The sequence below is a fragment of the Apibacter adventoris genome (assembly GCF_002964965.1).
Taxonomy (GTDB): domain Bacteria; phylum Bacteroidota; class Bacteroidia; order Flavobacteriales; family Weeksellaceae; genus Apibacter; species Apibacter adventoris.
This window is the reverse complement of sequence record NZ_PSZN01000002.1, coordinates 51,296-74,248: the sequence shown is the minus strand read 5'-3', so window position 1 is coordinate 74,248 and position 22,953 is coordinate 51,296. Positions and strand designations below refer to the sequence as shown.

The 22,953-nt window shown below is 29.1% G+C and carries 14 protein-coding genes; 4 read left to right on the top strand and 10 right to left on the bottom strand.

Annotated elements, in window-relative coordinates; all coding sequences use genetic code 11:
- Positions 1-12 precede the first annotated feature (12 nt).
- Genes fabF through pyk form a run of 4 tightly spaced genes read left to right on the top strand, consistent with a single transcriptional unit; the run spans position 13 to position 3,941 of the window.
- Complete coding sequence (fabF, locus tag C4S76_RS01120; RefSeq protein ID WP_105191849.1) at positions 13-1,263, top strand: beta-ketoacyl-ACP synthase II; 1,251 nt, start codon at positions 13-15, stop codon at positions 1,261-1,263.
- 19 nt (positions 1,264-1,282) lie between these two features.
- A complete protein-coding gene (gene rnc, locus C4S76_RS01115; RefSeq protein WP_105191846.1) occupies positions 1,283-2,032 on the top strand; it encodes a ribonuclease III in 750 nt (249 codons plus the stop codon).
- Positions 2,032-2,508, top strand: a complete 477-nt coding sequence (locus C4S76_RS01110; protein ID WP_105191844.1) for an IPExxxVDY family protein — start codon at positions 2,032-2,034, stop codon at positions 2,506-2,508. Before rnc ends, C4S76_RS01110 begins: the two co-directional genes overlap by 1 nt.
- Entirely contained in the window at positions 2,508-3,941 is a 1,434-nt protein-coding gene (gene pyk / locus C4S76_RS01105) for a pyruvate kinase (protein ID WP_105191842.1), read from the top strand. Before C4S76_RS01110 ends, pyk begins: the two co-directional genes overlap by 1 nt.
- Positions 3,942-3,972: 31 nt before the next feature.
- Here pyk and C4S76_RS01100 read toward each other — a convergent pair whose 3' ends face one another.
- The 10 genes from C4S76_RS01100 to C4S76_RS01055 all read right to left on the bottom strand — a co-directional run bounded on the left by C4S76_RS01100 (position 3,973) and on the right by C4S76_RS01055 (position 22,948).
- Entirely contained in the window at positions 3,973-5,460 is a 1,488-nt protein-coding gene (locus tag C4S76_RS01100) for a glycosyltransferase family 39 protein (protein ID WP_105192100.1), read from the bottom strand.
- Between the two features lie 101 nt (positions 5,461-5,561).
- A complete protein-coding gene (locus C4S76_RS11945; RefSeq protein WP_105191840.1) occupies positions 5,562-6,752 on the bottom strand; it encodes a glycosyltransferase in 1,191 nt (396 codons plus the stop codon).
- Position 6,753: 1 nt separating this feature from the next.
- Positions 6,754-7,941: a glycosyltransferase gene (locus C4S76_RS11940; protein WP_181044013.1), complete on the bottom strand. Its 1,188-nt coding sequence runs from the start codon at positions 7,939-7,941 to the stop codon at positions 6,754-6,756.
- Between the two features lie 18 nt (positions 7,942-7,959).
- Positions 7,960-8,715 carry an alpha/beta fold hydrolase gene (locus C4S76_RS01085; protein ID WP_105191836.1) on the bottom strand — a complete coding sequence of 252 codons (756 nt, stop codon included), beginning with the start codon at positions 8,713-8,715 and terminating at the stop codon, positions 7,960-7,962.
- Positions 8,693-8,998 (bottom strand): acyl carrier protein, encoded by a 306-nt coding sequence (locus C4S76_RS01080; RefSeq protein WP_105191835.1) that lies wholly within the window; start codon positions 8,996-8,998, stop codon positions 8,693-8,695. The genes C4S76_RS01085 and C4S76_RS01080 overlap by 23 nt, the downstream gene beginning before the upstream one ends.
- The gene (locus tag C4S76_RS01075) at positions 8,986-11,898 is read right to left on the bottom strand and encodes a 4'-phosphopantetheinyl transferase family protein (RefSeq protein WP_105191833.1); all 2,913 of its coding nucleotides are present in this window, start codon (positions 11,896-11,898) and stop codon (positions 8,986-8,988) included. Before C4S76_RS01075 ends, C4S76_RS01080 begins: the two co-directional genes overlap by 13 nt.
- 10 nt (positions 11,899-11,908) lie before the next feature.
- Positions 11,909-19,039 (bottom strand): type I polyketide synthase, encoded by a 7,131-nt coding sequence (locus C4S76_RS01070; RefSeq protein ID WP_105191831.1) that lies wholly within the window; start codon positions 19,037-19,039, stop codon positions 11,909-11,911.
- A gap of 194 nt (positions 19,040-19,233) precedes the next feature.
- On the bottom strand, positions 19,234-20,601 hold the full coding sequence (locus C4S76_RS01065; RefSeq protein ID WP_221404964.1) for an MATE family efflux transporter: 1,368 nt from the start codon (positions 20,599-20,601) through the stop codon (positions 19,234-19,236).
- Between the two features lie 78 nt (positions 20,602-20,679).
- Complete coding sequence (locus C4S76_RS01060; RefSeq protein ID WP_105191829.1) at positions 20,680-21,384, bottom strand: response regulator transcription factor; 705 nt, start codon at positions 21,382-21,384, stop codon at positions 20,680-20,682.
- Positions 21,377-22,948 carry a sensor histidine kinase gene (locus tag C4S76_RS01055; protein WP_105191827.1) on the bottom strand — a complete coding sequence of 524 codons (1,572 nt, stop codon included), beginning with the start codon at positions 22,946-22,948 and terminating at the stop codon, positions 21,377-21,379. Before C4S76_RS01055 ends, C4S76_RS01060 begins: the two co-directional genes overlap by 8 nt.
- Positions 22,949-22,953: the final 5 nt, after the last annotated feature.

Genomic DNA, 22,953 nt, shown 5'->3' with positions numbered 1-22,953 from the left:
AGACATTAGAGTATGGCTTTAAAACGAGTAGTAGTAACTGGACTTGGTGCAATAACTCCTATAGGTAATAATCTCAAAGAATATTGGGATGCATTATTAGGAGGAAAAAGTGGAGCGGGTCCAATTACTCTATTTGATGCAACTAATTTTAAAACAAGGTTTGCTTGTGAATTAAAAAATTATAATCCTGAAGATTATTTTGAAAAAAAGGATATTCGAAAATACGATAGATGTGCTCAATTGGGGATTATATCATCTAGAGAAGCTGTAGAAGACAGTAAATTATTAGAATATTCTGAATTAAATAAAGAAAGGGTTGGAGTTATTTGGGGGTCAGGAATTGGAGGATTAAATACTTTTGAGCAAGAAGTTACAACTTTTGCTCAAGGAAATGGTGTGCCCAGATTTAATCCCTTTTTTATTCCTAAAATGATTGCCGATATGACTCCGGGTCTTATATCTATGGAATATGGATTTATGGGACCGAATTATGCGGCAGTATCCGCTTGTGCTTCTTCATCCAATGCTATTATTGATTCTTTAATGCTAATTAAATTAGGTAAAGCAGATGCTATTGTAACAGGTGGTTCAGAAGCAGCAATTTGTGCAAGTGGAGTAGGAGGGTTTAATGCTTTACATGCTATGTCTACCAGAAACGATGATCCTTCTACAGCCTCTCGTCCTTTTGATAAAGATAGAGATGGTTTTGTTTTAGGAGAAGGTTCTGCTACTCTTATTTTAGAAGAATATGAACATGCAATAAAGAGAGGAGCGACCATTTATGCAGAAGTTGTTGGTGGAGGGTTAAGTGCTGACGCATATCATATGACAGCGCCTCACCCGGAAGGGTTAGGAGCTTATAATGTTATGAAAAATGCAATAGAAGACGCTGGAATTAAATATAGTGATATTGATCATATTAATGTACATGGAACTTCTACTCCGTTGGGAGATCTAGCAGAGTCTAAGGCTATTTTAAAATTATTTGGAGAACATGCATATAATATTCAAATAAATTCAACAAAATCCATGACAGGTCACTTATTAGGCGCTGCAGGTGCATTAGAAGCCTTAGCTTGTATTGTGGCTATTAAAGAAAACAAAGTTCCTCCAACTATTAATCACTTTACAGATGATGAGGAATTTGATCCTAAATTAGATTTTACTTTTAATAAAGCTAAAGAAAAAGAAGTAATTTATGCAATGAGTAATACTTTTGGTTTCGGTGGTCATAATGCATGTGTTATTTTAAAGAAAATTTAAAATATGAATATCGAATCCTATGGCTATTTGGAAAAAAATATTTTTCCCTTCAAATTTATTAAAACAAAATCCGAATACTAAAGAAGAAAAAATTTTTAAAAAACAGATTGAAGATCTTATAGGGTATAAACCCTCAAATTTAAATGTTTTTTATGAGTGTTTTACCCATTCTTCAATCAATAATAATAGCAGAGATTTTGAAAGACTTGAGTTTTTAGGTGACTCAGTATTATCAAGTATCATTTCTGATTATCTATATCATCAAGCGCCTGATAAAAAAGAAGGGTATTTAACTCAAATGCGTTCTAAAATGGTTAATAGAAAAACATTGAATGCATTAGGAACTGAATTAAATTTGAGTGATTATCTTCAAAAAAGACAAAATACAAGTTTAGGAGAAAATATAAACGGAAATCTTTATGAAGCTTTAGTAGGAGCAATCTATATTGATGGGGGATTCGAAAACTGTAGAGATTTTATAAGTGAAACGCTAATTAAGCAAGAAGATTTTGAACAGTTAGAAAAAAGAGTTACCAGTTATAAAGGTCTCATTATTGAATGGGCTCAGAAAAATAAAATAGAGATTAATTTTGATACATTTCAGGAAGAAAATGCAGAAGAAATTAATATTTTTAATTCCATCATTTATTTAGATAATAAAATAATTACCAAAGGGAGAGCTACATCAAAGAAAAAAGCAGAGGAAATAGCATCCAAAAGGGCATTTTATAGATTAAATAAATATATAAATACTTCTAATAAAAAATAATGAAGATATATTCATTTGATTGGGAAGAAGATGACCCTATATTTAATTTTAAATTGTTAGGCTTATCTTCAAATCTTACAAAAGATTATGAATTTGCTTTTTATTTAAATAAATACTGTTTATTCAATCTAAAAAGAGTAGATGATCAGGTAATTATGGATCAAAAAATCCCATATAAGTTTTCAGTATTTAAATTTTATCATTTAAAAACCAAACAAAAAATAGAATTAATCAGTAATTATTCATTTCCTGAAATTTTAAAGAAAGATGATTTTAGTTTATTTGAAGAAGTTGAAAACACTAAAATATTAATGCCTGAATATAAGGCATTTAATTATTTCTTAAAATTTGATTTTTTCTTAGATGAAGAGTTTTATGTAACTTTGCAAAACCTGAAAATGATAAAAGAATATCAGTATATTGATTTAGAAAATATAAAAATAAATAATTTAGAAAATTTGATATTACCTACATAATGAACGAATTTAGAAAAAAAACAAAAATTGTTGCAACAATCGGTCCAGCCTCTGAAAGCAAGGAAGTTTTGATTAATATGTTTAAGGCTGGTGTTAATGTAATTAGAGTTAATTTTTCACATGCAGAAGAAGAAGTTGTGGAAAGATGGGTACATTTAGTTAGAGAAATTAATAAAGAATATAATTTAAATGTAGCTTTACTAGCAGATTTACAAGGTCCAAAATTAAGGGTAGGAATAGTTAAGGAAGGAACAATAGTTAGCCCGGGAGATATTATTACTTTTACTAATGAACAAATTGAAGGAGATTCTCGTAGAGTTTATATGAGTTATCCTCAGTTTGCAAAAGACGTAAAAGTAGGAGAAAAAATATTATTAGATGACGGAAAATTAATATTTGAAGTATTAGAGACAAATTTAATTAATGAAGTTACCGCAAGGGTAATTCAAGGAGGGCCACTTAAATCAAAAAAAGGTGTGAATCTTCCTAACACTAAAATTTCCTTACCAGCATTAACAGAAAAAGATATAAAAGATGCTTTAACTGCTATTAAATATGATTTTGATTGGCTAGCTCTTTCTTTTGTAAGAAATGTACAAGATGTACAAGATCTTAAAGAATTAATTCAAAAAAATAGTAATCATAAAATTCCGATTATTGCTAAAATAGAAAAACCAGAAGCAATACAGAATATTCAGGATATTGTAAATATAGTAGACGGAATTATGGTAGCTAGAGGAGATTTAGGAATTGAAATTCCTATGGAAAAGGTTCCATTAATACAAAAAAAGTTGGTAGCGATGTGTAAAATTGCATGTAAACCGGTTATTATTGCAACACAAATGATGGAGAGTATGATTGATGGGCTAACACCAACTCGTGCTGAAGTTAATGATGTAGCGAATTCAGTATTAGATGGTGCTGATGCCGTAATGTTGAGTGGTGAAACTTCAATAGGAAAATATCCGGTAGAAGTCATTAAAAATATGTCTAAGATTATTAATAATGTTGAAGATGACCATCATATTAAAGTGCCGGCACATGACCCTAAGCCTTTAAGTGACAGATATGTGACAGATATGATTTGTTTTAATGCAGCTAAGATGGTAGAACAGGTAAATGCTAAAGCTATAGTAACTCTAACTCAATCAGGATATACAGCTTTTCAAATCTCTTCTTACAGACCTTTGGCTGATATTATAGTATATACCTCTAATAAAAGAGTAATTAATATGTTAAGCCTTTTATGGGGAGTTAAAGCTTTTCATTATGAAGGATTAAAAAGTACAGATGAGACAGTTGTAGAAGTTAATAAAGACATCGTTGATAAAAAATATGCAAATCCAGGAGATTTTGTAATAAATCTCAATGCTATGCCATCCTTTGGTAATGGACTAACTAATACATTGCGTTTAACGAAAATAAGTCAATAAAAATAATAAAAAAAAATAAACCCCTTAATCTTTAAGGGGTTTTTATTTTATATAAATAATATATTTCAAGATTATTTTCATCAATTCTATTTTTTATGGTGTCAATCATTATTAAATTATAATTTTCTTTAAGTGTTGGTAAATTATAATAATAATCAAATTCATCAGTTTTTTCAACATGAATATAGCTATTTCTAATACCATCTTTATAAACCCGACGAGGTAAAATAATAAATTGAGTTTTTTTGTCCTTAATATAAGAACTTTGTTCATCTCTCAATTGAGGATATATTCTATAAGATAAATTAGGTTTAATAAAATATTTTACATTTGGAACAATATTGCAAGTTGTAAATAAGCTGTTGCCTAATCCAAAACCTAAATTAAGAAGGGTAGGATCCTTTTCTTTAATTAATACATCTCTTAAATTTTCTGTAAGATATTTATCATGTTTAAGAATTGTAGCTTCTACCCAGGTATTGGTTAATAATCTCAAACTTAATCCTAAAAAAACGGAGATTATAGCTATAACAATTAGTGGACAAACAGAATAATGATAAGAAATATATTTTTGTAAATATAAAAATAAACCTATTAATCCCAACACATCATAGACTAAAAAAGGTATAGGATAGTAGTATTGAAACATAGGAGCCATAAATATAGTAATGTAAAAAGATATTCCTGATAGTATAATAGATAAACTGGCTATTTTAGATTTAATATATTTAATGGAAAAATAAAATAATCCAATAGTAGGAAAAACAAGTAATGAACAAGAATCTATAAATAAGAAGGTTATTCTTTTCAACAATAGTAAAAAAGTACTTTGAACAGAAGATATTTGAGAATATTTACTATTTAGTGCAATATATATATTATAAGCTTCTTTTAATGCATTATGACTATATAAATAAAATATAACGGGGGAAAATATTATTAAACATCCTACAAAAAAATAAGTTACATTTAGAAAAAAATTTTTAAAATTTTTATTCCATAAAATAGAGATAAATATGAATAATAAAGGAAAAAACCAGAACATAACTAAGTTAATTTTTGTTAATAAAGTCATGCTGCATAAACATCCATGGATTAGCATATAAATTGGAGGATGTACTGATAAATTATCTTTTTTAAAAAATTTTATAAAATAATATAAGCTTATACATTCCCAAGTCAGAATGAATTCTTCTGCTGATCCACCAGCTTTAATTAGTTTCATTAAAAACAATGAAAAAATGATGCTGATAATAAAAGAAAAAGCTTGATTTAGATAGAGTTTAGCAGTTAAGTAGACAAATATTAAAAGAATTGTCCAGTTTATAATTTGTATAAGGAACATACCAAAAAAAGAAGTATTTGAAATAAAGTATCCTATTCCATAAATGAAAAATATGAAAGGTCCTTTATGATCAAAAATTTCTGTATATAATGTTTTTCCATTTAGCATCCCTTTCGCAACATTAAAATATATATTAGGGTCAGCCCACTCATTTGAGGCATAAAATGGAGACATTTTTGAACCAAAAAAAAGTAAAAAAACTACATATAAAAATAGTATGAAAATTAATATTATATTATTATTACTTGTTATTTTTGTGGTTGTACGGATCATTTCTATAAATTTTTGTTAGAATTAACTAAGTTTTCTAATAATTCAACAGCTTTATGATTTCCTCCAGCATTCATAAATGTTTGTTTTATATATTTAGCAGCTTTTTTGTAAATTGTGTTATTTAACAATTCATAAATTGCATTCTCAATTTCAGAATCTTTCATTCTCTTATAACGTAGTCTTATACCACAACCAGATTTTTCTATTAATGAGGCATTATAAAACTGATCATAGGCAATAGGTATTACTAGGATGGGTAATTCATTAATTAATGATTCATTAATGGTATTAAATCCGCCATGTGAAATTACTACGTCTACCTTTTGTAATAATTCAATTTGAGGTAGTTTTTTTTGTACAATAAAATTATTGGGCCATTCATTTAATAAAGATGGTTCTGCTGAGGCTATTACGGTAACAGGTTTTTCTCTAAAAATATTAACAATCCGTTTAAAAAAATCTTGTCGAATATCTTCTACAACTGTACCTAAAGAAACATAAATTTTAGGATTTTTATATGTTTCAAATTTATCCCAGTCAAATGTTACAGGAGAAGGTCGCCCGAAAACAGGTCCTATAAATGTTAAATTAGTAGGAGGTATTTTATAGCCGGCAAACTCATAAGAAGTAAATACCATATTTAGTTCTTTAGAATTAATGAGCTCTTCTTTTCCATATATTCCTAGGTCATTTTGTAATTTAATAATTAAATTGTGGCACCATTCTTCGACTTTAGGAGCTATTTTAGGGTCACCCATGGCCTCAGGCGGAGATGTTGTTGTTGTGGCATAAGGAATTCCTTTTTTGTAGGCAGCTAAGGATCCGGCAAAAGTAATACAGTCATTAATAATAACATCAGGATTAAATTTTTCAATTATTGAAATAACTCCATCTATCATTATTTTAGCAAAAGGTATATAAGTTTGCTCTAAAGCTAACTTTAAAGTTTCTAAACCGGAAAGATTAGAACCATTTCCTTGTAATGAAAGTATATATTCAATTTCTTTTTTATGTGGAGCTAGTAATTCTTCAGGATAAAAATAAATTCCTTTCATAGGTATATATTCCTTTTCTAAGGGAATTAGTCCTGTCCAAACTACAGAGTGACCTTTTTCAATAAGACTGGCTCCTATACTGAGAGTAGGATTAATATGTCCAAAAAAAGGGGGAACTACGAATAAAAATTTTGCCATATTATTTTTTATATATAAGTTTTTCTAAATAATCTGCTCCTTTTTGTAATCCTCCTGCATTTATAAAAGACTTCTGTATTCTTTTTGCTCCGTTCTTATATTTTGTTTCATTAATAATAAGATGTATAGCTTCTTTTAATTGTTGAGATTTAAATCTGTTAAATTTTAACCTTATACCAGCAAAGTTTTCCGTTACACAACCTGAAACATAAGATTGATCATAAGCAATGGGAATTACAACCAAAGGGATACCGTAAGAAAGCGATTCACAAACAGTATTATTACCTCCATGACATACAACTGCCTGCATATGAGGAATAATTTCTAATTGAGGTACTTTTTGCTGTATAATAAAATTATCTGGAATATGAGTAAATAATTTAGGATCTGAAACTAAGACCACAGTTATTTTTTCATTTCTAAAAGCATCTATAACTTTATTAAAAAAAACTAATTTTTTTTCATGATCAAAAGTAGTTCCGATACTAACTAAAATTTTAGGGTTTTTACTATCTAAATTTAATTTATCCCAATTGAAAGAAATATTTTCTTTACGGGAATTAATAATTGGTCCAATAAATTTATAATATGAAGGGAGTTGAGATTCTCCAAAAAATTCTTTAGAGGTATATACTAATGTAAGTAAATTTGAGCAATCAATTCTTTGATTTACCATAATTCCGTGTGTTTTTTGGAAAGCAATTACTTGTTTACTTTCCCATTGGTGAACCATAGGTAAATTTTTGTTGATTTTTATAGAAGCAGGAGCTGTTACAGACGTTACATAGGGAATTTTTTGCTTTAAACAGCTTATTGCTCCAGCAAATATCTGATGATCCGTAATCACAATATCAGGGGAATTATCAGTAAGTAGCTCAGAAATACCATCAATTATGTAATTATTCATAGGAATTAAAACGTCTTCGTATAAAAATTTTAAACTATCAATTCCATAAACAACTTTTTTTTTGAGATGTTCTATGTATGTTAGTAAATTACTTTTTTCTTCTTCACTCAAAGAAAAAGGAATAAGTAATAACTTTCCTTTTTCTGGAAGTTGTTTTTCTAATTCAGGATCAAAACTAATCCAGAAAACTTCATGGTTTCTTTCAATAAGTTCTTTTCCCAAACCTAATGTAGGATTTATATGCCCCGTTAAGGGAGGTACTATAAAAAAAAATTTAGCCATTATAGTGGTTTAAACTAATTAATTGAAAAATTCCATTAATTTTTTACTTATCCATTCAGGGTTTTGAACCGGGAGATTATGGTCTCCATTTCCTTCATATAATTTAGAATTAGGAATAAGTTTATTCAATAACTTTCCATCTTTTAAACAATCGGATCGATTTCCATATAAGAGCAATATCTCTTGATAAATTGATTTCATATTTTCAGCAGAAGAAAAATCTTTATCTTTGATAAGGTCCTTAGGCATAGTAGTTTCATGAAGTAGAAAATCAAAAAGTTTTTTACTTTTATTTAACTGTCTTTTATTGGGCGTTAATTGAGTAGATATAGAATAATTTTGCATATAATGTTCTAAAAACTCATTTCCATATTTCTCTATGGTGTCATCTGTTCCGCTATCTGTAATTGGAGAATCAATAATTGCAATTTTTTGAGTTAATTCAGGATGATGAATAGCTGTAAATAATGAAATTAATCCTCCGAAACTATATCCTACTAAGTTTGCCTTTTGAATTTTAAAAAAATTCATTAATGATATTAAATCATTAGACATGGTTTTCAAATCATACCCATATTTTACCTTTTCACTTAACCCGTGGCTTCTTAAATCATACATGATAATATGGTGGGTTTTAGCCAGGTGTGTTGCTATATTGAAGTAAAACACAGATAGGTTCGTAAACATTCCGTGTATCATTATAATAGGATCCGGAGCTGTTTCATTAAGTTCTAAAACATGAAATTTCTGATTATTTATCTTTATTAGTGGCATCAATTATAAAGTTAATAATATCAATAATACGTAAGTTAATTAACTGATCCATATCTAATGTAGCAACCCAACCATTAAAATCCATATCATCATTGTAGTAATTTTTAACTTTTTCAGCTAAAGCTACAATTTCAATACTATCCATTTCAAGATCTTTAGTAAAAGTGCTGTATTCAGTTATCTCCAATTCATCTACGATATCTTCTCCTAAAACCTCAGTAATAAATTTTTTCAATAATTCAAATACTTCCTTTTTTTGCTTTTGTAATTCTATAGAGTCCATCCTATTATGTAATTATTATATTTAATTGTTTTAATCGTTGTATTACAAATTATTAAATCTTCTCCTTCAATTTTTTGTATTTCATACTGTTTTGGTTTTCCCTTTAATCCAACGCCTAACATTTTTCCATAAGCTTCTTTTGCAACCCAAAAGCGGGTACTCCACTCATTAATATTTTTATCTTTTAGTAATTTTTTTTCATGGTTCGTTAGTGTATAGTCCAAAAAATTGGTTTCTCTTTCTTCAATTATTTCTATATCAATACCCACAGTTTTTTCAGAAACTATACTAACAGAATTTGTACCTTTATGAGCCAATGATATTTCAATTTCAGAAGCTTCTTTTACTCCATATATGGAGGGTTTATTGTTAGCATCATACTGAATATTTATTTCTATAGGGAAATATTTTTTTCCATATTTAGTTTCAATATATTTTCTTACATTATCTTTTAAAGCTATTCTACTTATTAAATAATCCTTTTTTTTATTTAATAGAAGAGAGTCATAATGTTTTTTTTCTTCCTCATTGAGATATATGTTCATTAAAAAATTCCAGTTCACCGCATAGTTATATACGTTATTAAAAAAATATACATTAGGACTTATTTCTTTTGCTAAAATATTTTTATCAGGATTTAAAGTCATATTCCAAAGATTTTTATCAAATCCTTCAAATATTTGGTTTTTCCATCCTTTAATGATACACCAAATTTTGTTTTCTCTTTTTATAATTATATCAGCCGTAGAAATTTTATTATTAAAAGAAGTAGGGAGGCAAATACATTCAAAAACCCCTTGTTGATCTTGAACATCCTGAAAGAAATTAATTTCTTCTATTTTAACGGGAAAACTAACTTTGGAATTCTCACCTAAAGTTAATTGTAAGTATAAGCCATAAAGTTGTCCTATATTATCTAGTAAAGAACCTTTTCCTGTAGATTTTTTTATAAGAGCTCGAAGTCCTTTTCGGGTTATATTCTTTACTTCAAGAATTCCTTGGTAGCTAGGACCATGAAACATATGTTTTTTATAAATTATTTCAGGGCTTGGTATAGTAGATACTATATTTTCCCCTAAATCTATTTCCTGTAAGTATTTTGATTCAGGAACAGGATAATTATTTCCCAATTGCACTTCGCCACTAACAAAATTTTTAATTTTTAAGGAAATTTTATCTTTTGATTTCCAAATTCCTTCAATTTTTTGATCAAATGGAGTGTTCACTTTCATCCATTGAAAAACGCTTACAGGCCCTAATTTGAGTACTTTTTGGCTGGGATTTTGTTTCTGCGCAGCTTCCATTAATAATTCTAATGTCATAGTCATAGGAATTACTGGATTTATATCACTTAAAATTTTCCAGTTTTTAGGTTGTTTAAATAGAGAGTGATCTATCAAATAAGGATATTCTTCCAAAGAGACATATAAGTTTTCGGTAAATGTATTACCAGTTCTGTCATATGATTTTTTATTTATGATAGATTCTTTTTCCGTAATAAAAGAATGTGTTTTTTTAATATCAATATTTGTTTTTCTTTTATTAAATAAACGAACGATTTGGTCCTGAGTTAACATCATTTCTTTTAAGTTCTCATTCCACGCTTTTTCAATAGGATCCTCAATATTTACAGAAAGATTATTAATTGCATATAATTGAGATAAATTCTCTTTAGTCTTTTCAGCAGTAATTGATTCAGAAGTACCTTTTATCGAAACAGAATCTTCAGTATCTGTAGAGGTTTTATTATTAATGCCTAAAAAAGAAAAATTTATTTCTTTTCCTTCTACATATAAAAGAGCAAGTACTCGTTTAAGTTGTTCAAGTGTAGATCTGCCGGAAATACAAGTAGATATGGCACTATAGTTTTTTGTTTTTAAAATATCATCTACAAATCCAACTATATTTCCTATACCAATTTGTATAAATACTTTGGCTTTTTCTTGATAGTATAATTTTTCGATTAGCTCTCGAAAACGAACTGTTTCTGTAAGATGTTTAATTGTAAGTTCCTTAAATTCTTCAAAATTTTCTGGATAAAGATCTAATGTGGTAGCAGACCATAAAGGGATTTTACTTTTTTGTATTTGTATATTCTCTAATGCTTCATCAAGTATATGTAGGTGTTTTTTAATAAAAGGGGTATGAAATCCTGACTCGAAAGGTAATACCTGATAAAAAATTTTTTCTTTTCTAAGAATATCGAGTAAAAGATCTCTTGCTTTTTCTGTGCCACATAGTAGAATTTGACTAGGACAATTATCCATAGACAAATAAAGATCGGGAATATTTTTTAACCAAGAATCCAATTTTTCTTTTCCAGAAGCAACAGCTATAAAATAAATTCCTTCAATTTTGAATTTATCAGGAATCATAGATTGTAATAAATATTTTATAGAAGATTCAGAAACTAAATCTGAAGCTTTTATTGCAAACCATTCTCCAAGGCTATGCCCTGCATTCATATCTGGATGTATCCCTAACTTTTTTAAAGAATTGTCAATAATTTTACTAGCATTAAATAATTCTAGTGATTGATTTAATAGCTTGTTATTATCACCAATATTATTTTCTGAGATGGAATAGTTAAAAAATTCAGAAATACTTTTAATTTCCGGATTAATTACAGAATCAAATCCAGGAAATAAAAATGCAATTTTTCCTTCTTTTTTTAATACAGGGTCATTAGAAAACCAAATATCTTGGCGTCCTTTCCAAGGTTTATCTTTGTCTATAAGTTTTTTTGCTTTTTCAACTCGTTCAAAAGTTGGATCAAAAATTATCAGTCGATAGTTTCCATCATTATTTATTGTATTGGATGGTGGAAAGTCAGAAAGTATTTTTAATAAATCTTCTTTGGAATTAGCAGATACAGCAAGTATGTTAGCAATTTTTTCCATGTTTTTTTAATCAAATTCCGAAAAATTGTTTTACTCCATCTCCTTCACCCATGATCATAATCTGTTTTTCAGTTCCATATTTTAATTCATCTATAAAGGATTTTGCACCTTCTTTAAGAGGAATTAAAGAAATTCCTCTTTTATTAAATTCACTTTCTAATGCGCTTGATACCATTCCGGCACCCTTCCATGGTCCCCAATTAATAGTTAAGATTCTTGAATTATTTTTATGGGTATAAATTTGTGCGATAAGATCAAAAACGCTATTTGCAGCAGCATAATCACACTGGCCTCTATTACCATATACAGAGGCAATACTACTAAAAAATGTTATAAATTTTACATCTGGCTTAAGTTCTTCAAATAGTATATGTAAAGGAGTTATTTTTGTAGAATATACTTGTTTAAAAGAGTCTAAGGTCTTGTGTGTAAATAATTTATCGATTAATAAGCCCGCAGCATGGATCACTCCATCTATTTTTCCATCTTTTTTATAAATGTTTTGAATGAGTTTTCTGAAATTTTTTTCATTTGTAATATCAACAGATTTATAAGTCACTTTTGACCCGCTTTCTTTAATCTTAGTTAATGTTTTAATAATTTGGTTTTCTTTATAGATATTATTTACTTTTTTTTCAATTTCAGCAGGAATTTTCATCTGTTCTTCAGAAATTAAAAATTCTCGAATTTCATTCTTTGAAGAAAAATGAACATACTTTTTATTTTCTGGTTTAGGTATAGGTGATCTTCCTATTAAAATATAATGGCATGGATATTCTTTGGATAAATGGATAATAAGTTCTGAAGTAATTCCTTGTGCACCTCCTAGTACTAATACTACCGAGTTTATGTCTAATTGGAGCTTTGAATCTTTAGTCTTCGATAAAGGTTCAGAAATAATATTATAACGGAATCGTTCTTTTTCTTTATATATTATTTCAGAAGAAATATCGCTTATACTTAATTCGTTATATACTATTTCGGAAATAGATTTTGTATTAAAAGGAGAATAAGAATTTATACATCTACAGTTAATGAGAGAATATTCTCGAGCTATACTTTTGATAAATCCAGGGAATCCTTCTATTTGATTTAGTTTTTTGATATCTTTTTCTTTTTTCAATTCTACAGGAGCATCGCTAAAAATAAAAATCCATTCTACATTTTCCAGATTTAACTGTTTTACCATTTGGAAAACATCATCTATTTTATAATGAATGGATGATTTAATAGTATCTAAGAGAATTAAACCATTGTAATCGGATAAATCTTCATTTCCATTAATTATATCAACTTTAGCTCCTTTAGATTCTAGTTTATTTTTAACGTTTTTAGAAAAACTACTTCCATCATCTACAATAGCCAATTTTTTATTATTTATATCTAAAATTTTAGCATCTTGATTATTCCATTTTTCTAAACTTAGTTTGGCTCTTAGAAGAGTAGTTTCTGTATTATTTTTGTTTATTAAGGTTGATTCTAATTCTGATATAGATTTATTATCAAAAGAAATAGTATGATTTATATGTTGTTTAGTCTGATTTATTAAAGAAAGGTTTTCAGGATTAGATAATTCTTCTATCCAGTTTATCATTCCATTTAAAGTTTTAATAGAAGCCATTCTTTCTATGGCATCTTCAGATTCTTCCAGATCATCAGTAAAACCTAGTTTTTCTCTTAGTGCTCCAATAATTTCCATTCTTTTTATAGAGTCTATACTTAGGTCTGCTTCTAAATCTAGATCTAGTCCTAACATATCTATAGGATATCCTGTTTTCTCACTTACAGTTTCCAGTAATAAAGCTTTTATTTCTTGGGCAGAAGGTATGGAAAATGGTTTATCAGTTGAAGTTACGAGATTAGTGGTTATTGTATTATCTAACTTCTGAGAAATTTCTAAACTTGATTGGTTATTGATATTTTTTTTATTTTCTTTAGCTAATTCCTCAATCCATTCTATCAAACCATTTAAAGTTTTAATAGAAGCCATTCTTTCAATCGCGTCTTCAGATTCTTCCAGATCATCAGTAATGCCGAGTTTTTCTCTTAATGCTCCAATAATTTCCATTCTTTTAATAGAATCAATACTTAAATCAGCTTCCAAATCCAGATCTAATCCTAACATATCAATAGGATATCCTGTTTTTTCGCTTACAGTTTCCAATAAAAGTTTTTTTATTTCTTCTACAGAAAAGTTTGAATTTGCAGATGTAACAATGGTATCTACATTCATTGAGGACTGTATAGATACTGATTGAGGTAAAGATTCTGTATTTGCAGTTTGAATAGGTACCTCTATAGAAGGAGGTTGCCCTAAATATCCGAGCATAACATCTCTTTGATTCTGAATTATGGATTTCATATTGTTCAAATATTCCAGAATTACCTGCTCTGAATTAGAAAGAGAAGAAATATTATCAATTGAATTACCGGACATACCATTAATTTTAACTGGTTTAGTGATTGGTAAAGCTCCATTAGAAGGCAATTTGCCAACAGATGGAATAGCATTATGTCCATTTATCAACCATAATGTTGAATTTTTTTTGTATTGTTCCGGATTATCAATATCTAAAATGTGTACATTTCTACCATCAAATAATTTTTCAACTTGTATTGAATTTCCTGTGGATATATATTGAGCTAGTGCTTTTAGTATAAATTCTACTCCTTCTTCATTTTTGTCTTCTGTCTGAATTGTAGTTATTTCATCTTTTCCTAAAATGGTTTGAGCTAAATTGATTAAAACTCTTCCCGGACCAGTTTCAATAAAAATTCGTGCGCCATGGTCATATAAAGCTTTAATCTCTTTGCTAAATAATACTGGTTGAATGAGATGTTCGGATAATCGTTCTTTAATCTTAATAACTTCTGACGGATAGGCATCTGCTGTTGTATTAGACCATACAGGAATAGTAGGTTTACTAAAGCTAATTTTCTTTAAAGATTTTGCATATATATTTTTTGCTTCTTTTAGTAAAGGGCTATGAAAAGCACAATCTACAGCTAGTTCTTTGGAAGAAATATTTTTGTTATTTAATTTTTCTACAAAAGAATTCATCGCATTAGTTGTTCCTGCTAGTATAATTTGTTTTTGGGAATTAAAATTAACCGGCCATATTTCCTTTTCTCCTTGTAATAATTCTTTAAGGGATCGTTCATCAATACTAACAGCAATCATTTTTCCTTTATCATCTTTTACTGCTTCTAATATAGCATTAGCCCTTTCCCGACTTAAAAAAACTAAATGTTCAGGAGCAAAGACTCCAGAAAAGCATAAAGCAGGTAATTCTCCATAACTGTGTCCTGCAAGAATATCAGGTTTTATTCCTAAAGAATGTAGAAATTTTGCTATAGCTAAATCTACAATACCTAATAAAGGCTGAGTATTTTGGGTCTCTGTTATAGACTTTTTTTGTTTAAGTAAGCTTTCATCATCAAAGACTGCATGTGGGAATATTACTTTTTCATATTCTTTATTTTGTTGTAATAAATCTCTCATAGCAGGAAAGGCAACAAATAAGTCTCTGGCCATATTGACCCTTTGACTTCCTTGTCCAGAAAATAAGAAAACTATTTTCCCTTCTTTAAGGTTTCTTAGGTAAATTCCTTTTTCATTTTTTTGATTAGAAAGTATAACATCAATCTTTGATAATAAATCTTCATGATTGGTAGCTACAATACAAATCTGTATATCTTTTTTATTATATAAGGATAAACTATAAGCTATATCCTTTAAAGGGAGTTTATCATTGAAATGTAATAATTGTTTGATTTTTTGTAATAGGCTTTGAGCTTCTTCTAAAGTATCTCCACGAAATACAAATAGCTCAGAGGGCCAAGACGGAAGCGTACTTTGAGTAGAAATAGTAGGCTGATAATTCTCCATTACTACATGGAAATTTGTTCCTCCAAAACCAAAAGCACTAACTCCAGAAATTCTTTTGTCATTATTCCAAATTCCTGCTTTTGTATTGAAAACAAAAGGGCTGATTTCTTTATTATAAAAAGGATTAGGTTTATTTAAGTGTAAAGTTGGAGGTTGTATTCCATAATAGGTAGAAAGAGCCGCCTTAATTACTCCAGCAATACCTGCTGCACATTTGGTGTGGCCAATTTGTGTTTTTACTGATCCTAAATGTGTTTGACCTTTTACAGCCCCCGATTCTAAAAACATGTCTGTTAGAGCACTAAGTTCAGTGCGGTCTCCTACAACAGTTCCGGTACCGTGAGCTTCAATTAATTCTACTTCTGAAGGTAATATACCCGCATTTTTATAAGCTCTTTGTAAAGCTTTAATTTGACCTTTTTTATTAGGAGCAGTCATGCCTAAGTTTCTACCGTCACTGCTTCCTCCTGTACCTCTTATAACTGCATATATTCTATCATTATCCCTTTCGGCATCTTCAAGTCTCTTAAGTATTATCATGCCAATTCCTTCTCCTAGTGCAATACCATCAGATTCAGAATCAAAAGAAGCGCAATATCCTTTTTTAGACAAAGCATAAGTTGCAGAGAACATAAGGAAGTCGTTTAAACCATTATGTAAATCAGCCCCCCCTAAAATCACAATATCAGATTTATTATTTTGTAATTCCTGATATGCAATATCCAAAGCAGCAAGAGAAGAAGCACATGCGGCATCTACTGTAAAATTACTACCACCTAAATTAAGGCGATTTGCTATCCTCCCTGCCACAACATTGGATAAAACTCCAGGAAAAGAGTCTTCATTTAATTTAGGAAGCATTTGTTTAAATTCTTCTGGTAATTCACCAAATACTTGTTTTGCATATCCACGAAATCCATATGCTGCTGCTAAATCTGTGGCTCCTTCAGCTCCAATTATTACGGAGGTATTTTCTCCATCAAACGTAGCAAGATCATAGCCGGCATCTTCTAGTGCTCTTTTAGCTACCAAAAGGCTAAGTAGCTGAACTGGTTCTATGGAGGCTAAAGATTGTGGGGGGATGCCAAATTCTAATGGATCAAAGTCTATAGTTGGAATAAATCCACCCCATTTGGAAGATACATAATCTGTATCTCGCGTTTCAGGATTATAAAAAAGATCTTTATTCCAACGAGAATCGGGAACCTCAGTTATATTATCTTTCCCTAAAATAATATTTTTCCAATATTCATCTAAATTTTGGGCCCCCGGAAAAATTCCTGCCATTCCTACAATAGCAAGTTTTACAGGCTCATGTGGGGGAGTAGGTTCTTGAATTTTGTCTAATTTTAAAATTAATGCTTGACTATTTATAGCAACACGTGTATGCAATTCTTTGATGGATATAGCTTTATCTTGCAATGCGGCTATTTGTCCGATCATATAGATACCTTTTTCTACTTGTTCTTTATTATTTAGATAAATGAGTTTATCTCCTTTTCTTTCGATTCCTTTAGAAGCAATGCGTAAACGTCCGATATTCAATTCTTCTAATTTGATCCAAACTTCTTTAGAATCTAAACCTTGAGATTGAAGTTGTTGTTTTTCATGATTAAAATAATCAATAAATGGAGAATCTAAAACACGCGTTTCCTGTCCTGGAGCAGCTTCTAATAAAACGGTTTTATCTTGATTTATAGCTTGTGTTTGATATTCTGAAACTATGGCTCCTGTGTCTACAGCTTCATTTGTATAGAGATATGAAGACCCCATTAATACTCCTATTTTAGCTCCTCTTGCGGCTAAAGTAGCAGTCATGATAGAAATGAAGGCAGAGGAAAAATCGTTGTGTATACCTCCTGCAAAAAAAAGATTAAGCGAAGGAATGTCTTCTTGTTTTAATAATCTGAGAATTTGTTTTTCCCAGAGAACTAAGCTGGATAAAGGGCCTACATGCCCTCCACTTTCTCTACCTTCAAAAATAAAGTTTCGTGCACCTTCTTTTAGAAACATATCAAGTAAAGCTGAAGAAGGTACATGTAAAAATACTTTAATTCCTTCTTTTTCATATGGTTTAGCTAAAGAAGGTCTTCCTCCTGCAATAAGAACTATGGGGGGCTTAGCTTCTAAAATATACTTCATTTGTTCATCTCTCAGCTGAACAGGTGCAAAACCTAAAATTCCTACTCCCCACGTTTGATCTTTGAGAAGTTTTGCAGTTTTTAATACTGTATTTTTTGCCGTATTTCCCTGCATAAGACTCATAGCTATAAAAGGTAAGGCTCCTTCCTGAGATATTTTTTTAGCAAATTCAGGAACATCGCTTACTCTTGCCATAGGTCCTTGCGCTATAGGATATTTTATGTTCAGATCTTTACATAAATTATTTTCAGAACTTAATATGTTTAAAGATTGAGCTTGTAACAAATGTCCATATGATGCTTCATGAATAGCAAAAATAAAATGAGATAAGTTTTTATATTGATCCACAAAGTTGACGGACAATGTAATATCTTGCCCCATGGGAAGAATGTTTTGAGATAAATCTGCTCCTCCTAAAAAAGGAATTATATCATTATATGTAGGATTCTTAGGTAAAGAAGGGGAATTTTTTCTTAAAAGAACCCTAAAATTATCTATTAAAATAGTTTCGCTACCACTTAATTTACTTAATATATTTTTAGTTTCTTTGTTTAAAGTACTGCATTCCGGAAATAAGGCGACTTGACTATCCAAAATAATTCCTTTTGCTCCAAGGGCTAAAGCAGCTGCTGAGGTATGAATTCCCATCCCTCCTTGTAAATAAATATTTATAGGAAGTTGTGAGTAATTTTTCATTATTCCTTGAAATAATACAAAAGTAGATTCATAGGCTACTTTACCTGCTCCTTCATTTCCTTTTAATATAATATTTTTTGCTCCGTTTTTAATGGCTGTAATTGCTTCTTCCAGAGAGTATACTTGATAGTATAATTCAATATTTTTTTTAGGAGAGAACTTTATGTTTAAAGGAAGAATTACTTTGGAAACATTTTTTGGTAATTCTATTGAAGATATAGCTTGGGATGAATAACAAACCCCAAAATGATTTTTTGTTTTTTCTGACAGGTCTTTTAAACATTGTTCAGCTAATTTTTTATTGTGTCCAAGATGTAAAATCGGGAATGCCCCTAACTTAAAAGTGTTTAATGCTAAATTAACATCCGGAATTTCAAAAGGAGAAAGAACGAATAACTCTTTTTTTTCTTGCATGGCTTACTTATTCAATATGGTATTTAAACAATATTATTTTATAATTTGTGTAATGATCAGTTATTTTGTTTAAATAGTAATAATAGTATTACTTTATATAAAAGTTATCACCTCAATTTAGCGTGATAATTAGTTTTTAAACTACATAAAACAATTTGTATGCAAATATAGTAATTAATATTATATGTTTTTAGCTATATAGCATATAAACTTTTCAATTTATATGTTTGGTATATTAAAAAAAATACAGCTAAGATTGTAGAAATTATGTCGGATAGAGGGATGGAAAGCCAAATTCCATTGAGGTTGAAAAAATTTGGGAGTATGAAAAGAGAAGGTATAAGTACTAAAAATTGTCGTGTCATACTCAAAAAAAATGATAAAATAGCCTTTCCAATACATTGAAAAAAATTAGAAACTACCATTTGAAATCCACTTAAAGGTAGAGTTAGGGTCATTATTTGTAATGCTATAGATGCCTCTTTCGCTAAATTTGGTGAAGGGTTAAAGGGTTGTACAACCCAATTTGGAAGAAAGAAACCAAATAATAAACCTAAGAATCCTATAAAAACTCCTACTTTTATTGTGTAAATTAAAGTTTCTTTTACTCGCTTCATTTTTTTTGCTCCATAATTATATCCTATTATAGGTTGCATTCCTTGAGTAAGTCCAACCAATATCATGATAAAAACCATGATTAAACGGTTAGCAATAGTATAAGCCTCAATAGCTGTACTTCCTCCAAACTTTTTTAATTGATTATTAATGAAAAAGATGACAAGAGATGCGGCTATTTGCATAAAAAAGGGAGCAAAGCCTATGTTAATGATCGACCAGGTAATATTTGTATTTATTCGTACTCTTTTCCAATGAAATAATAAAGTATGTTTTTTTTGGAAAAAATGTATCATCACTACAGTTACACCTATAAGCATGGATATTGTAGTAGCTATGGCAGCCCCTTTCATTCCCCAATTGAAAATAAAGATAAATATAGGAGCTATGATAATATTGGCTATAACTCCTATGAGCATGGTATACATAGATTTTTTAGGATATCCGGATGCTCTCATTATACTATTGAAAGCAATATTTAAAGTTAAAAATATATTTCCGGGAAGATAATATTGTAAAAATTCTTTGGCATATGGAAAAGTATCTTCCGTTGCTCCAATAGAAATTAATATAGAATCATTATATATGTATATCCCGAAGACGGTTATACTTGTTAAAATTATAGTAAGCAAAAAGGAATTGCCTACCACTTTTTCAGCAGATTCTTGGTCTTTTTTACCTAAATATAATGAAACTCTTGTGGCAGCTCCTGCTCCGATTAATAAACCTATTCCTGAAATTAGATTCATAATAGGAAGTACTACGCCTAGTCCCCCTATAGCATGATCTCCTAAATTTGGGCCATGACCAATATAAATACTATCAATTATATTATATAAAGCAATTACAGTAATACCGATAATTGAAGGAATAGCATATTGCCAAAGAAGATTACTGATTTTTTTATTTTCTAAATCTTCTATATTTTTACTTTTGTAAATTTCCATATATACTTAGATGAAAACATAGGCAGTGTTTTTTTAAGAAATAGATATTCATAGAAATATAGTTAAATACAATTTTGATTATTCTTTTACTAATAATCGAAATCCCTCGCCATGAATGTTTACGATTTCTACGTTTTCATCTTCTTTAAATAATTTTCTAATTTTTGCAATATATACATCCATGCTTCTTGATGTAAAGTAGTTGTCATTATGCCATATTTTAATTAGAGCTTCTTCTCTAGGCATAAGGTCATTTTTATACTTACACAGAAGTTTTAATAATTCATTTTCTTTAGGTGAAAGCTTGTACATTTTATCTTTTACCTCTAATTGCCTAAGTTTAGTGTTAAATTTGAAACTTGAAATTTCATAAACTTCTTTGTCTTCATTTTCTTCATTAGTTGCATTATTGTTATTTCTTTGCAATACCGCATTAATTTTATATAACAATACTTCAGAGTCAAAAGGTTTAGTTATATAATCATTAGCCCCTAATTTATATCCTGTTAATATATCTTCTCTCATATTTTTAGCTGTTAAAAATATGATGGGAATATCCGGATTTATGTCTATTATTTCCTTTGCTAATGTAAATCCATCTTTTTTAGGCATCATAACATCTGAAAGGCATAGATCAAAAGTATCGGATTTAAATTTTTCCAATCCATCCTCACCATCTACGGCAAGGGTGACATCATAATCATTCAAGGTTAAATAATCCTTTAGTACGGCTCCAAAACTTGGATCATCCTCTATTAATAATAATTTTACTTTTTTATCCATAGTTTGATTGATTTAAAGGTATTTTTATAATAAATGTTGTTCCTTTGTGTAGTTTACTTACAACTTTAATACCACCTTTGTGTAATTTAATTATATTTTTAACGTAGGCTAAACCTAAGCCATGTCCTTTAACATTGTGAATATTCCCTGTTTCTTCCCTATAAAATTTTTCAAAAATCTTTTTTATTACATTTTCCTGCATTCCTTTGCCTTTATCAGAAATTTCAACAACATAATCATTTTTATTATTATATGTTTTTACTGTAATTTCTGGCTTTTCCGGGGAATATTTATTAGCATTATCTAATATATTTACAAAAGCATTTGTTAAATGAAAACCATCTACAGAAGCTATATGTTTTTCGGCTGTATAATTTTCAATTATTTTGCCTCCTCTTTGTTCAACTTGTACTCGAACCGTTTTTACACTGTTTTTCAGAACATCTCTTATATCGGTTTCTTTACGTACAAGTTCTAAAGCATTTCTCTCAAGTTTAGACATTCTTAAAACCATTTCTACCTGTTTTTTCATTCTTTCATTTTCCTGTTTAATTAATGAGATATAAAATTTCATTTTTTCAGGATTTTCTTGTATTTTTTCTGATTTTAATGTGTCTGTTGCTATATTTATAGTAGCTATAGGAGTTTTAAATTCATGAGACATGTTATTTATGAAATCAGTTTTTATTTCCGAGATCTTTTTTTGTCTAGACATATAATAAATAGAGGCAATATAGATAGCTATAATTATAAGGGTAGAAGCTATAGTAACTGCGATTGCACCAAAAATAGGATTTAATACTGAATATTGTTTAGAAGGAAAATAAACTGAAAGATAATATTGAGTATTATCTTTTCCATCTGAAAATAAAATAACATTATAATTTTGTTTAGGGTGCTTACTTAAAACAAAATCTTTGCTATGCACAGAGGTAGGTTTTAAATTATTATTTAATATGCCACATTTAAAATCTGTATCTATATTTTGTTTTTTAAGTTCTTGGTTTACTATAGAATCAATTTGTTTAATGGATACTCTAGATTCCAAGCTCATTTGATTTACACTTAAACGGGCAAACTCATCTAAGGTAAATTTTGGGCTAGTAAAGCTATTTTCAATATTTTCTTCAATAGGTCTTAATTTTTGATCATTTGAATCCTTTTTAATCTTGAGTACACCTTCATCAGTTAAAAGATTCGTAATTTTTAAAGTATCTTTTTTGGAAAAAGGAATAGCGAGTGGTTTTTTATGAACAATGGTTTTTTTATAGATAATGTATTTAACAGATTGAGAATCTATTACACTCATTGCAGTTTGAATTGTACTGGAATCTTTTTGAGCATTAATATTTTGATAAAAATTGGTAAAAGGCTTATAAAATTTATTGATTTCAAGAGTGTTAAGTTTTTGGGAAGAGCTATTTAATGCTTTATAAACTCTTGAAGAAAAATCTTGTTCTCCTGCATCTACAGATTGTTTAAGCCAGAAAATTTGCAACCCAATAAAGACAATGAGTGAAATTGTCATAAGTCCTGATAAAATGGGAATAAAACGTTCCTTCATGTTAC

Bases quoted from the DNA above. Each gene is read 5' to 3' on its own strand.
- C4S76_RS01085 (WP_105191836.1), bottom strand. From the start codon at position 8,715: ATGCCACTAATAAAGATAAATAATCAGAAATTTCATGTTTTAGAACTT.
- C4S76_RS01075 (WP_105191833.1), bottom strand. From the start codon at position 11,898: ATGGAAAAAATTGCTAACATACTTGCTGTATCTGCTAATTCCAAAGAA.
- C4S76_RS01060 (WP_105191829.1), bottom strand. From the start codon at position 21,384: ATGGATAAAAAAGTAAAATTATTATTAATAGAGGATGATCCAAGTTTT.
- C4S76_RS11945 (WP_105191840.1), bottom strand. From the start codon at position 6,752: ATGGCAAAATTTTTATTCGTAGTTCCCCCTTTTTTTGGACATATTAAT.
- C4S76_RS01100 (WP_105192100.1), bottom strand. From the start codon at position 5,460: ATGTCTCCATTTTATGCCTCAAATGAGTGGGCTGACCCTAATATATAT.
- pyk (WP_105191842.1), top strand. From the start codon at position 2,508: ATGAACGAATTTAGAAAAAAAACAAAAATTGTTGCAACAATCGGTCCA.
- C4S76_RS11940 (WP_181044013.1), bottom strand. From the start codon at position 7,941: ATGGCTAAATTTTTTTTTATAGTACCTCCCTTAACGGGGCATATAAAT.
- fabF (WP_105191849.1), top strand. From the start codon at position 13: ATGGCTTTAAAACGAGTAGTAGTAACTGGACTTGGTGCAATAACTCCT.
- C4S76_RS01070 (WP_105191831.1), bottom strand. From the start codon at position 19,039: ATGCAAGAAAAAAAAGAGTTATTCGTTCTTTCTCCTTTTGAAATTCCG.
- C4S76_RS01080 (WP_105191835.1), bottom strand. From the start codon at position 8,998: ATGGACTCTATAGAATTACAAAAGCAAAAAAAGGAAGTATTTGAATTA.
- rnc (WP_105191846.1), top strand. From the start codon at position 1,283: ATGGCTATTTGGAAAAAAATATTTTTCCCTTCAAATTTATTAAAACAA.
- C4S76_RS01110 (WP_105191844.1), top strand. From the start codon at position 2,032: ATGAAGATATATTCATTTGATTGGGAAGAAGATGACCCTATATTTAAT.
- C4S76_RS01065 (WP_221404964.1), bottom strand. From the start codon at position 20,601: ATGGAAATTTACAAAAGTAAAAATATAGAAGATTTAGAAAATAAAAAA.
- C4S76_RS01055 (WP_105191827.1), bottom strand. From the start codon at position 22,948: ATGAAGGAACGTTTTATTCCCATTTTATCAGGACTTATGACAATTTCA.